Genomic DNA, 13677 nt, shown 5'->3' with positions numbered 1-13677 from the left:
GAACAATCCTTGCTTGAAAAGTAACTAATGGATCAGTTTTTCAACGTGGATTGTCAAGCCGCGCCTGCTCCGGCGATTGCGCGGCCAGGTGGCTGACATCCGCCGGCTGATAGACCCAACCGATGAACAGTTCATAACCCACCGCGAGAATCACCGGCCCGGTAAACAAGCCGATAATGCCACTGGTGACCATACCGCCCAGCGCGCCAATCAACACCACGGGCATCGGCACCGCCACTCCGCGCCCCAGCAGCATCGGTTTGAGGACGTTGTCGGAGAGCCCGGCGATGATCATCCACACGGTAAAAATGATCGTGCCAGCACTGACGCCATCCTGGGCAAAAACGTAAATCACCACGGGCACCGTGATCAGCAACACCGGCAATTGCATGATGCCCAGCAGCAACACCATCAAGGCCAGAATGCCGGCAGCGGGAATCCCCATGATCACCAGCGCCACACCGATCAACAGCATTTGAATGAAGGCGATACCGACCACCCCCTGCGCCACGGCACGAATAGTCGCGGTACACAGTTCCGCTATTTGCGGACCGCGCACCGGCCCGGAAATCCGCGTGGTAATCGCCACGGCCGTGCGGTGGCCGCCTTCACCGTGGGTCATGATCAGCCCCGCCACGATCAGCGCCACGACAAACACCACAATTCCGGCGCCGACGCCGGCGGCCTGATGCAGCAGTACCTTGCCCCAATTGGTCAGGTGCGGCGCCAGTTCCTTGAAAGCCCAACTCAAATCCTGCGAAGCGTGCTGCCAGATGCCGAAAAGCGGCGCGCCGATCAGCGGCCAGTTCTCGACGCTGGCCGGTGGCGGTGGGATTTCGAATTGGCCTGCCTCCATCGTGTGCATGCCGACTTTGACCGAATCAGCAACGGAAGCCCCGAGCAGGCTGAGCGGCACCATCAGAATCACCAGCCCGAGCAGCACCAGAATGATTGCCGCCCAACCGTAGCGATTGCCGAGCTTCTCGCCGAGTTTCTGATTCAGTGGGTACAAGGTGATGGCAAGGATCAACGCCCACAACATCACGTTGAGGAACGGATGGAATATGTCGAAGCAGAACAGCACCAGCGTGGCAATCAGCCCGGCGCGGATCAGCACATCCAGCAGGGCTCTGGAGCTGTGAAAGGCAATCAGCGGCTTATCTTCCATCACGGTTTCTCCCGATGCCGAATTTCCGTCAGTGCGCTGAGACTAGAACACTTCGGGCCGGTTGCAATGTCAGCCGCAAGCGCACTGAGTGGCGGTTCCCTTTGCAATAGTTCGCAATAAATCAAATTCCGTTCGCCAAACATCAAGTGATCTGCGGCGCGAAAAGATAATTTATCGCCACTGAATCTACCTGCAGGTTTCGTCATGACGAACTGGAACCATCGACGTCCCCGCGTCACCTACCTTTCCGGCGGTGGCAGCGGCATTGGCCTTGGGTTCGCCAAAGCGCTGATCGCTCAGGGCGGCAGCGTGGCGATTTTCGATTTACAGATGCGCGACGAACTGCTCGCCGAACTCAAACAGGCCTGCGTGGCCCACGGCCAATCGGTGTTTTTCTACCCCGCCGACGTCACTGATCCGCAGGGTATGGACAGTGCCATGGGGCTTGCTCATCTTCATCAAGGCCCGGCCGATCTGGCGTTCAACTGCGCCGGCCTGATGCGCAACGCGGTGTTTACCGAATTGCCTTTCGAGACCTTCGTGCAAGTGATCAACGTCAACCTGATCGGCAGCCGCAACTTCGCCGCCAGTGCCCTCAAGCACATGGCGTCGCAGGGGCATCTGGTGTTCATGGCATCGCTGGCCGGAATTGTCGGCAGTTACACCCAGGCCGCGTATGCCGCTTCAAAGTTTGGTGTGGTGGGGCTGGCCGAGGTATTGCGCGCCGAGCAAAAACTGCAAGGCATCGATGTGTCAGTGGTCTGCCCCGGTGAAATCCAGACACCACTGCTCGACTACGAGCGCGAGCATGGCAGTGACGTCACCCGTCAACTCAATGCGGTGGCGGGCGTGTTGACCGTCGATCAAGCGGTGGCCGGCATTTTGCGCGGCATCCAGCGCCGGCAATTCATGATCACGCCTGGCTTCAAAGCCAAAGTGATCCGCGCCGTGGCGCGCAAATGCAGCACGCTGCAACGCTGGATCGTCGATCGCAATCTGGCCAGGAGTTTTCGTGCCAAACACCCCTCGGCAGCGCTGCGCTGATCCCTTTCACTCACAGGACGCTCCGACATGAGTGCATTTGAATCCATTCCTCACTTCGACGACTCGCGCGCCGCCGCTGGGCAGCAGGCCCGAGTCGAAGACACGCGGATCGCCGCGCAACAGTTTCGCCAGCACATGCTCAACGGTCCCAAGGTCCGCTATTTCGAATCGTTCGACCTGATCACCGTGCCCTACCCCGTGCGCTACGGTCTGCGCAATGCGTTTTCCCGCGAGCGTTTCGTCGAGTACATGCACATTCAGAATCGCCTGTTCGTGGTGCAGTTCGACACGCCGGACGGCCTCAAGACTTTGCTGGTGTCGCCGTCCGATCACGAACGCAACATCGAGACGCCGTTCTTTCGCCGCTTGCAGGATCGCACCGCTGCCTGGTTGACCAAATTGATCATCAAACGCCAAAGCAGCGTGCCGCAAATACTGGAACGCATCGGTCTGCGCCCCGAAGACGTCGATTACATCACCTACGATCACCTGCACACCCAGGACGTGCGTCGCTGGTTGGGCACCGACAAAACGCCGGGGCTGCTGCCCAACGCCACGCTGCTGGTGCACTGGCGCGAGTGGGAGTCGGCCAAAGACCTCAACCCGTACCAGGCCGACTGGTATTGCCCGGGCGGGATTGCCGGCATTCCCGAGAGCAAGGTGATCGGCTTCGACGGCTCGATCATGCTCGGTGACGGCGTCGCACTGATGCACACGCCGGGGCACACCGAAGGCAACCATTCGATCGTCGTCCATACCGATGAAGGCCTGTGGGTGACCAGCGAAAACGGCGTCAGTGTCGATGCCTATGCGCCGCTGCTGTCCACCGCCAGCGGCGTGGCGGACTACGCGAAGATGATCGGCACCGAAGTCATCATCAACGGCAATACCCTGGAAAACGCCGTCGACCAATACATTTCCATGGTTCAGGAAGCCACGGTGGCCGGGCCTTCGCGCCGTGATCCGCGCTTCCCGAACGTGTTCCCGTCCTCGGAAATGACGCCGTTCTGGATGTTCCCCGGCACCCGTCCGGCGTTCTACGTCGGGCATGCCCGGCATGGAACGCTTCAGCGTCCTTAACGTCGCTCCACTTTTTGCGCAATGGCAAAACCTGAACCAGACTGGCTCAGGTTTACCGATCCCGCATGAACAGGAATTCACTATGCACCCGTTGAAAACTGCCCTTCTGGGGATCGGCCTGAGCCTCGCGGCCATGGGCGTCACCCAGGCTGCCGAAAAACCCAACATCGTCGTGATCATGGTCGACGACATGGCGCCGATGGACGTCTCAGCTTACAACCGTGGCCTCGGCGCCGTGACCACGCCGAGCATCGACCGCATTGCCCAGGAAGGCATGATGGTCTCCGATTACTACGCGCAACCGAGCTGCACCGCCGGGCGCGCGGCGTTTATCACCGGTCAGTATCCGATCCGTACCGGTTTGACGGCCGTGGGTCAGCCCGGCGCCAAGGTCGGCATTCAGGACAGCGACGTCACCCTCGCGCAATTGCTCAAGGCCCAGGGTTACGCCACTGGCATGTTCGGCAAGTCGCACATTGGCGATCGCAATGAATACCTGCCAACCGCGCACGGTTTCGACGAATTCTTCGGTTTTCTCTATCACTTGAATGTGATGGAAATCGCAGAAATGACCAATTTCCCCAAAGACCCGAATTTCCCTGGCATTCCGCGCAACATGATCCATTCGGTCGCCACCACGACCGATGACGCCACGGTCGATCCACGCTGGGGCCGGGTCGGCAAACAAAAGATCACCGATGAAGGTCCACTGACCATCGAGCGTATGAAGTCAGTGGATGACCAGTTCACCGACCTGTCGATCGACTGGATCAAGAAACAGAAAGCCGCCGACAAGCCGTTTTTCCTTTGGTACAACCCGTCGCGCATGCACCAGAAAATCCATGTCAGTGACGAGTGGCTGGGCAAAAGCGGCCACACCGAATACACCGACGCGATCATGCAGCTCGACTCTCTGGTCGGCAAACTGCTCAAGACTCTCGACGATCAGGGGCTGGCGAAGAACACCATTGTGCTGTTCACCTCCGATAACGGCGTGAACCTGTCGCACTGGCCGGACTCGGGCGCAGCGTCTTTCCGCGGTGAAAAAGGCCTGACCTGGGACGGCGGTTTCCGCGTGCCGATGCTGGTGCGCTGGCCGGGCAACATCAAACCGAACACCTGGACCGGCGAGTTCATGACCTCCGAAGACTGGGTGCCGACCTTGATGGCAGCCGTTGGCCAGAGCGACGTCAAAGAGAAGCTGCTGACCGGCCTCGACGTCGATGGTAAAACTTTCAAGAACCACCTCGACGGCTACAACCAGCTCAACATGCTGACCAAGCCTGACGGCAAGTCCAATCGCCACGAGTTTTTCTTCTTTGGCGAAACCCACATGAACGCCGTGCGCGTCGATCAGTGGAAAGTCCACACCGCGATCAAAGACAAATGGATGGAAGCGGCCAAAGAGATTCCCGGCGGGCTGGTCATCGACATCAAGGTCGATCCTTACGAGCGCTCACCTGAAGCGGGCGATCACTTCCGCTGGCAGCAACAGCGCAGCTGGATCATCCCGATCATTGCGCCGTACATGCAGGCCTTCGCCAAGAGCATGCAGGACTTCCCGCCGTCGCAGAAAGGCGCGGGCGGCATCGGCATGGCGTCGATGGCGAACTAAAAAGCCCGCCGCTGCACTCCTGATTTTTACTGACAACGCAGGCGTCCCGCACACTCCCCAACCGGTGAGGTGCCGGGCGCCTGGGAGAATACGCATGTCGAAAAAAACACCTTGGTTGCGCTGTGCCCTTGCCGCCGCCGTGCTGAGCAGCGGGTTCTGCGGTTCAGTCGCGTTCGCCCAGGCCCAGCCAGACGCCCTGCTGAACATGCCGACCAGCCAGGAAAACATTGCTGCCGGGCTTGAGGCGGACGCCTATGCCAGCGGTATCAATGCCTACATCTGGGGTTATCCGCTGGTACGCATGGAGCGGGTGACTCGCGACTACACCGACGTGCCGAACCCGCGTCCCGACACCAGCTATCGCGCGCCACTCAATCAACTGGGCTGGGCGAAAGCCCTCGCCACCCCGGCGGCAAAGGATATGCCGACGGCCAACAACGACACCCTGTACCTGAGTTCTGTCGTGCAACTGGACGAGCCCTACGTGCTGCACGTTCCGGACACCGCCGACCGTTATTACGTGGTCGATGTGTTCAACATGTGGCAGGAACTGGAGCATTACATCGGCCGCCGCACCACCGGCACCGCCGCCGGCGATTACGTGCTGGTGCCACCGGGCTGGAAAGGCAAGCTCCCGGCCGGTCTCCAGCGTCTGGATGTGTCGACCCGCACCGTCTGGTTGTGGGGCCGCTTGCGCGTCAATGAAGGCGAGGACCTGCAACCGCTGCACGCCTTGCAGGCGCAATTCACCTTGCGTCCGCTGTCCCAGCGCGACAACCGCAGCTATCAGGCGAAAAGCGTAACCCTGCCGGCCTTGCCCGCCGCCACTGACGACGGCCTGGATTTCTTCCGTGAACTGGCGGCGGCGATCAAGGAAAACCCGGTGCCAACGCGGGATGAGGCGTTGTTTGCGCAATTCTCGCGCTTCGGCCTCACCGCCAAGGGCTTTGATCCTTCGCATTTGTCGCCGCCGCAAAAGGCCGGTCTGGTGCGTGCTTTGGCCGATGGCCCGAAGGTCGCGGTGTCTTCGCTGGTGAGCAGCGCCAGTCAACGCAATGGCTGGGCCTGGGCCAAGGGCCTGGACAGTTTCGGTACCAACTACCCGCTGCGAGCGCTGGTCAGCGGTCCGTATCTGGGTGGTCAGGGCGAGAAGGAGGCGATGTACCCGCTGCGCTCCACCGACTCGAAAGGCCAGCAGCTCAGTGGTGACAAACACTACGTGTTGCACTTCAAGAGTGCGCCACCGGTCGATGCATTCTGGTCGCTGACCGTTTACAACGCCGCCGACAAAATGCTCGTGGACAACCCGATCGCCCGCTACAAGCTCGGCACCGACACTCAGGGTTTGAAGGTGCGTACCGACGGTTCGTTCGATGTGCCGTTGCAAGCCGACAAGCCTGAGGGCGAGTTCGCCGCCAACTGGTTGCCGGCGCCCAAGGGCCCGTTCTACATGATCCTGCGGTTGTATCAGCCAAAGGGTGAAGTGCTTGAGGGCAAGTACGAGTTGCCACAGGTGGAAGCCGTTGAATAAGTCCACGTTACCCTCGCGACTGACACTGGCTGCGTTGGCGATCAGCGGTTTGCTGATCGCCCTGCCGGCCGCTCACGCCGACGAAGCTGCCATGTTTCCAGGTCCGGTGGCCAACACGGTGATGACGCCCGGCTACGCCCACGCGGTCGCGCAAATGGCTTATGCCTGGGGCTGGCCAATGGTCAACCTGCAAACCCGCCGCATCATGTATGAGCAGGTGCCGACGATTGGCCTGCTTGGCCCGACACCGGTGGCACCGGTCAATCAATTGGCGATGCTGTCTGACTACATCGACCCGAACGTACGCATCGTGGCCCACCCGAACCAGGACGTGGTCTACGGATTCGGCGCTCTGGCGCTGGATAGAAGTCCGGTGATCCTGCAAGTGCCGGACTTCGGCGAGCGATTCTGGATGTATGAACTGGCCGATCAACGCACCGACAGCTTCGCTCAAGTGGCGAAAATCCATGCCAGCAAGCCGGGGTTCTACCTGATTGTCGGCCCTGACTGGAAAGGCGAAAAACCCGATGGGGTTCAAGCGATCCTGCGCTCGCCAACCAATACCGGTGTGGTCATACCACGGGTATTCATGGCCGACACGGCGGCGGACCGTGAAGCCATTCAGCCTCTGCTCAATCAAATCGCCATGTACCCGCTGTCGGCGTTCGATGGCAAGGTCAAGACCATTGACTGGAAAAATATGCCGACATTGCCGATGCCAAAAAGCGCCACCGATCAGCCTCCTGGCGAAATGAAGTGGGTCACACCCGAACGTTTTTTTCTGCAGTTGAAGCGTGTGCTGGCCGAAGTACCGCCGCTTGCCGGTGAAGAGTCTTTGTATGCGCAGTTCCGCGCCTTGATCGCAGCCGGTGAGGCCGATCCTGCGGTCGCCAAGGTATTGCAGGACACCGCGCAGCAAAGCGAAAAGGACCTCGTCGATCCGCTGTTCTATCTCAGCCACAACGGCGTACGCATCGCCAACGGCTGGAACCGCCCGTTCAACAATGCAGCGTTTGGCACCGATTACCTGACGCGTCTGGCCATCGCCAAGTCGAACATCTTCGAGAATAACGTCAAGGAAACCACCTACATTTTCCGCGAAGAGGATGGCGACGGTCAGCGTCTGAACGGTACACGCAGTTACACCCTGACCTTCCCGGCCGGGCAAACACCACCCGTGTCCGGCTTCTGGTCGCTGACCCTGTACGACAAGCTGCACTTCTTTGCCGTCAACGAGATCAAGCGTTACTCCACCGGTACCAAGAACAAGGATTTGAAGTACAACGCCGACGGTTCTCTGACCCTGTATATCCAGCATCAGCGCCCGACCGAAGACAAAGTCGGCAACTGGCTGCCTGCTCCCGAGCAGGCGTTCGCTCTGACCCTTCGTGCCTATGGCCCGTCCGATGCGTTGATCAAAGGTGATTGGACGCCTCCGCCACTGGTGCCCGGGCCAATTCACGACTAAACCTGACGCACGTCCCTATTGATAAGGAAGTTCCGGATGAGATCCACGCACTCACTGATCATTCTTGCATTGGCCGGCACTACCGGTCAGGCCCTGGCAGGCGGCATTCAGTTGTATGAAGCGGGTCAGGAAGGCGCAGGTCTGGCCAACGCGGGTTCCGCGGCGTTGGCCACCGACCCCAGCGTGCTGATGAGCAACCCGGCGGGCATTGCCGCGCTCAAGGGGACGCAAGTCACGCTGACCGGTCAGGCAGTGCTCGGTGGGCTGGGTTTTGATCGTGACAGCGATAATGACTTCTCCGGCAACGAAGGCGGCAACCCGCTGCCAGTGCTGCCGGGCAGCAGTTTTTTCATCAGCCATGAGGTCAACGACCGCGCCAGTATCGGTTTCGGTATGTACGGCAACTTCGGCCTGAGCGTGAAATACGACGATGACTGGGCCGGGCGTTATTTCAGCCAGGAATCGACGCTGATCGGCATCTCGATGCAGCCGACCTTCGCCTACAAGATCACCGACGACCTGTCGATGGGCATCGGCCCTCGCCTGGTCTATGGCTATTTCTACGACAAAATGGCCATCGACAATAACGCCTTCCTTCCGGGCCAGCCGTTCCAGCAAGACGGCAAGTTGCAATACAAGGACACGGACACGGGCGTGGGGATCAATCTCGGCTTGCGCTATCAGCTCGATCCGCGCACCACGCTGGGATTCGCTTACACCAGCAAGGTCAAACTGGAATTCAAGGACTCGCCGTCGGTGCATGGTGTGCGCAATCCCCTGCTGAATCTGGCGCTGTCGCGGCTGGACGTCGATCAGCTGGAAATCGACATGAACATTCCGCAGACCGCGACGTTCAGCATCACCCATCAGTTGAATGAGCAATGGACGCTGCTCAGTTCGGTGAACTGGCAAGACTGGAGCGACTTCGCCGACGTCGGCGTGTCGGTGGACTCCGCCGCCGGCAATGTGTCGCGTTCTGCAGATCGAAAGTACCGGGATACCTGGCACCTGTCGTTCGGTGCGCAAAACCAGATCAGCCCGAAACTGCGCTGGAACATGGGCATCGGCTATGACAGCTCAGCCGTCAAGGACAAGGATCGCACCGTCGACAACCCGATGAACGAGAGCTGGCGGCTGGCGACCGGCCTGAGCTACAAACTGGCCGAAGACACCGATATCAACCTCAACTACACCCTGGTCTGGCTCGGTGACATGGAGGTGCAGCAAACCAAACGCAATGGCCAGACGTTGTCCGGCAGTTACCCCAACAGTGCACTGCATATCGTTGGCGGCGGCGTGACCTGGCGTTTCTGATTCACCTGTACCCGGGCCGTGCATGTGCGGCCCCTATCAAGGCTGTACAACCCTCATGAGTTACCTCACCCGTGCGTCATCACTCCATGGATTCAACGAATTCGCCCGCAGCTTGCAGCTCAACCCCGTTGAATTGCTGCGCGAAGCCGGTCTGCCGAGGAATGTGCTGGACGACCCGGATGCGCTGATTGCCTTTCACCGTTTCGCGCGGGTACTGGAACTGGCGGGCAATGCCAGTGCCAACCCGCTGTTTGGCCTGGAATTCGGTTTGTATCAAGGCGTCGGCATCTTCGGTTCACTGTTGTATCTGGTGCGCAATGCCAACAACGTGGGCGACGCATTGGCCGATCTCAGCCGCTACTTCCACGTCCATGACAATTACGGCGATGTGCGCGTGCATAGGGCCGATGGCCTGGCGCACCTTTACTACGCCACTGAAGCGCAGAATCTGCCCGGCAGCCGGCATGTCAGCGAACTGGTGATGGGCGTCGGACATCAGTTGATGCGCACCTTGCTCGGTTCACGCTGGCAGCCGATGGCGGCGACGTTTCAACATGCGCCGGCGGCCAGCGCGGCACGTTATCGCCGTCTGCTGGGCGTTGCACCACGCTTCAACAGCGCGTTCGATGCCTGGCTATTCGATGCGCGCTGGCTGGACATTTCCCTGACCGACGCTGACCCGGCGCTGTACCGTTTGATGCAACACCAGCTCGATGCCATGTCGAGTCAGCACAACACCACTCCGTTGCCGAACGATGTTCAGCGTCTGCTGCGCAGCTTCCTGCCCAGTGGCCGCGTGACCGTCGACTGTATCGCCGACTTCATGAGCATGAGCCCGCGCTCATTGCAACGCCATCTCGCAGAGCAAGGCACTTCGTTTCAGACGTTGCTTGACGAGACCCGCCAAGCCATGACCGTGCGCTACCTCGAAGAATCGGACATGAGCCTGATGCAACTGACCGACGTGCTCGGGTATGCCAATCAGAGCGCCTTCAGCCGCGCGTTCCAACGCTGGTTTGGTGTCAGCCCACGACAGTGGCTCAAACAACAGACCCCACGCGTTTAACCTCGATGGGGTGAGCACCCACAAAGCGATTGACGCCATTTGGTAAATCGCTGGCGTGAAATGCACGGTTTTCCGCCGCCCCGCTCTTCATGATCTGCCTCAGCTTGTTCCAAGCCTCCAACAATAATAATCAGGAGGGCATTTCATGACCCCAGTCAAACGCCGCACCTCGCTCGTGCGCACCGCTTTAGCCCTCACACCGTTGTCGCTGGCCGTCATGCAGGGCGTGCATGCCGGCGAGTTTGAATGGGGGGAGATCAGTGGCCGGGCCAACGGCAGTATCAGCATCGGTTCGGTCTGGAGCGCCGAGAACCCCAATGGCAATTTCATCAACCAGGCCAACGCCGACAGCATCGGCCGTGGCCACGCCGGGCAGTTCAATCCCAACAGTGCGCGCAACGTCGACGACAGCCGTTTGAACTGGCGCAAGGGTGATCTGGTGTCCTCACCGGTCACTGTGCTCGGTGAAGTCGAACTCAAGTGGCAAAACTACGGCGCTTTCATTCGCGGCAAAACCTGGTACGACTACACCCTCAATCACCACAACGTCGATTTCGGGCACTCGGCCAACGGCTATCAGGCCAACGACACATTGAGCGACAGCCACTTCAACGATCTGGCCAAGTTCCAGGGCGTGGCGCTACTCGATGCCTACGTGTTCGGCGACTTCGACATCGCTGACCACCCGCTCAATGCGCGCCTGGGCAATCAGGTGGTGAACTGGGGCGAAGGCCTGTTCTTCCAGAACGGCATCAATGTGGTCAACCCGGTCGACACCACAGCCCTGCGCCGCGCTGGTTCGCAACTCAAGGAAGCGCTGGTGCCGGTGCCGATGCTCTATGGCAACCTCGGCCTGACCGACAGCCTGAGCCTGGAAGCTTTCTACCAATTGCAGTGGAAAGCCTCGGTGCTGGAAGGCTGCGGCACGTATTTTTCCAGTAACGACTACATCACCGACGGTTGCTATGGCGTACCGCGTGCCGGTGGCAATGACCCGGCCTCCTACGCCGCCGGCCAATACATCAATCGCGGACCGGACAACGAACCTGGTGACAGCGGGCAGTTCGGTCTGTCGCTGCGCTACTTTGCCGACAGCATCGGCACTGAGTTCGGTGCCTACGCGATGAACCTTCACTCGCGCACGCCTTACGCGAGCATTACTACCGATCTGTATGGCCCGACCGGCGCCGGTTGGCGCGACCCGAATCTGGCACCGGGTAACGCGGCACGCAACGCCAGTTACTTCGCCGACTTCCCGGAAGACATTCGTATTTTCGGTCTTAGTTTTTCCAGCAATGTCTGGGGCACCTCGGTGTTTGGCGAATACAGTTTCCGCCCCAACCAACCGGTGCAACTGGCCACGGGTGACCTGATTCCAGCCTTCGCCGGCAATGCTGCATTGACCGGTGCCGCCATCGGCCAGCCGTTGACGCTGGGCAACGATGCCCTCAGCGCCGCGCCAGGCTCGGTCTACAACGGCTACGACCGCTTGAAGATTTCCCAGTTGTCCCTCGGTTTCATCAAATCGATCCCGCAAGTGCTCGGCGCCGACAGCCTGAACCTGATGGGCGAAGCGGCAATGAAATACATGCACGACCTGCCGGACCTGTCCGAGCGTCGCTACAACAAGACCGAAATCTACGGCAGCGACCTGGCGTCCGGCAGCGCCGCCGGTTGCGCGGGCGGCGTGACCGTGCAGGCATACAAGAAATACGGCTGCTCCAGCGACGGCTACACCAGTCAGTTCTCCTGGGGCTATCGCCTGCGCGCGCAACTCAACTATCCGGGGGTGTTTGCCGGGGTCAACCTGGCGCCATTCGTGGCATTCGGACAGGACGTCAAGGGCTGGTCGTACGACGGTAACTTCGTCGAAGACCGCTTGCTCGGCTCCGTCGGCCTGCGCGCCGACTATCTGCAGGATTACTCCGCCGAACTGTCCTGGTCCGGCAGTGGCAACACCCCTTTCGCCCCCACTGACAAGGACTTCATTTCCTTAAGCCTGCGGATGGGCTTCTAGTTCAAGAGATCTCGCCATGAACCACAAAAAAATACTCTGCCTTTCATTGCTCGCAGCGCTGATCAGCGCCGCCAGTGCACAAGCCTTCGCGGTGCTGGATGCCAAGGAAATCGCCCGTCTGGGCAGCGATCTGACGCCCGTGGGCGCGGAAAAAGCAGCCAGCGCCGACGGCAAGATTCCGGCCTGGACCGGTGGCCTGACCAGCGCTCCGGCCGGTTTCGATTCGTCGAAAGACTACATCGACCCGTATGCCAGCGAACAACCGCTGTACACCATTACCGCCGCCAACATGGCGCAATACAAAGCTGAACTGACGCCGGGCTATCAAGCCATGCTGCAGAAATACCCGACCTACAAGATGCTGGTCTATCCAAGCCACCGCAGTGCCGCATTGCCAAGCAGCGAGTACGCGCAAATCCGCAAGGAAGCGGCGACCGTTTCGCTGGCCGGCAATGGCAACGGCTTGCTCGATTACCAGCGCACCAGCGTGCCGTTTCCGATCCCGAAAACCGGCCTGGAAGCGATCTACAACCACGTCGTGCGTTACCGCGCCGGCGGCTACCACTACTATCCGACCGAAATGGTTGTGCAAGCCAATGGCAAGTTCACCCCGGTGCGCCGTGACGTCACGGTCGCCATGGCCTCGGCGATGGGCAATCCGGAACCCAATCGCCTGTATTACTACCTCGGCAAAGTGACTTCGCCGGAAAGCGTCGCCGGCAGCCAGAACCTGGTGCACGAACCCATCGACCAAACCAGCGAGCAGCGCCTGGCCTGGACCTACAACCCCGGCCAGCGCCGCGTGTTGCGTGCTCCGGAGATTTCCTACGACTCGCCGGTGGCGACCTCTGAAGGCCTGCGCACCAACGACATGATCGACATGTTCAACGGCGCGCCGGACCGCTACGACTGGAAACTGCTGGGCAAGCAACAAATGCTGGTGCCTTACAACACCTACAAACTCGCCGCGCACGCGCTCAAGTACAGCGACATCATTCAGCCCGACCACCTCAATCAGGATCTGATCCGCTACGAGCCGCACCGTGTCTGGGTGGTCGAAGCCACGTTGAAACCCGGTCAGCGCCACATCTACGGCAAACGTGTGTTCTACATCGACGAAGACAGCTGGGGCATTTTGGCCGCTGATCTGTACGACGGTCGCGGCGAACTGTGGCGTGTCCAGGAAGCTCACAGCCTGCAGCGTTACGACGTGCTCTCGGCGATTCATATCAGCGACGTTTCCTACGATTTGCAGGCCCGTCGCTACATCGTCTCGGGGCTGGAAAACGAAGAGAAACGCGCGCAATTCGGCATTCAGGCGAACCTGAAGGATTTCAGCACCTCGGCCCTGCGTCGCAGTGGTCGCTGACACCG

The 13677-nt window shown here is 60.0% G+C and carries 10 protein-coding genes; 9 read left to right on the top strand and 1 reads right to left on the bottom strand.

Features of this window, described 5'->3' with window-relative positions:
- Positions 1-40 precede the first annotated feature (40 nt).
- Entirely contained in the window at positions 41-1168 is a 1128-nt protein-coding gene (locus WA225_RS16815; RefSeq protein ID WP_422608775.1) for an AI-2E family transporter, read from the bottom strand.
- A gap of 204 nt (positions 1169-1372) precedes the next feature.
- Between WA225_RS16815 and WA225_RS16810 the strand changes: the two genes are divergently transcribed.
- From WA225_RS16810 to WA225_RS16770, 9 genes are all read left to right on the top strand, one after another.
- Positions 1373-2212: an SDR family NAD(P)-dependent oxidoreductase gene (locus WA225_RS16810; RefSeq protein ID WP_422608774.1), complete on the top strand. Its 840-nt coding sequence runs from the start codon at positions 1373-1375 to the stop codon at positions 2210-2212.
- Between the two features lie 27 nt (positions 2213-2239).
- A complete protein-coding gene (locus WA225_RS16805; protein ID WP_422608773.1) occupies positions 2240-3292 on the top strand; it encodes a hypothetical protein in 1053 nt (350 codons plus the stop codon).
- A gap of 82 nt (positions 3293-3374) precedes the next feature.
- Entirely contained in the window at positions 3375-4907 is a 1533-nt protein-coding gene (locus WA225_RS16800) for an arylsulfatase (RefSeq protein WP_422608772.1), read from the top strand.
- 94 nt (positions 4908-5001) lie between these two features.
- Positions 5002-6438 carry a DUF1254 domain-containing protein gene (locus tag WA225_RS16795; RefSeq protein WP_422608771.1) on the top strand — a complete coding sequence of 479 codons (1437 nt, stop codon included), beginning with the start codon at positions 5002-5004 and terminating at the stop codon, positions 6436-6438.
- Complete coding sequence (locus WA225_RS16790; protein WP_422608770.1) at positions 6431-7906, top strand: DUF1254 domain-containing protein; 1476 nt, start codon at positions 6431-6433, stop codon at positions 7904-7906. Before WA225_RS16795 ends, WA225_RS16790 begins: the two co-directional genes overlap by 8 nt.
- A 36-nt stretch (positions 7907-7942) precedes the next feature.
- The gene (locus WA225_RS16785) at positions 7943-9220 is read left to right on the top strand and encodes an OmpP1/FadL family transporter (protein WP_422608769.1); all 1278 of its coding nucleotides are present in this window, start codon (positions 7943-7945) and stop codon (positions 9218-9220) included.
- Between the two features lie 55 nt (positions 9221-9275).
- A complete protein-coding gene (locus tag WA225_RS16780; protein ID WP_422608768.1) occupies positions 9276-10286 on the top strand; it encodes an AraC family transcriptional regulator in 1011 nt (336 codons plus the stop codon).
- Positions 10287-10431: 145 nt separating this feature from the next.
- Positions 10432-12303, top strand: a complete 1872-nt coding sequence (locus WA225_RS16775) for a DUF1302 domain-containing protein (RefSeq protein ID WP_422608767.1) — start codon at positions 10432-10434, stop codon at positions 12301-12303.
- A 16-nt stretch (positions 12304-12319) separates the two neighbouring features.
- Positions 12320-13672: a DUF1329 domain-containing protein gene (locus tag WA225_RS16770; protein ID WP_422608766.1), complete on the top strand. Its 1353-nt coding sequence runs from the start codon at positions 12320-12322 to the stop codon at positions 13670-13672.
- Positions 13673-13677: the final 5 nt, after the last annotated feature.

The sequence above is a fragment of the Pseudomonas sp. genome, from assembly GCF_049300855.1.
GTDB lineage: Bacteria > Pseudomonadota > Gammaproteobacteria > Pseudomonadales > Pseudomonadaceae > Aquipseudomonas.
Note: the sequence above shows the minus strand (reverse complement) of the source record. Positions and strands in the feature narration are given on the sequence as shown.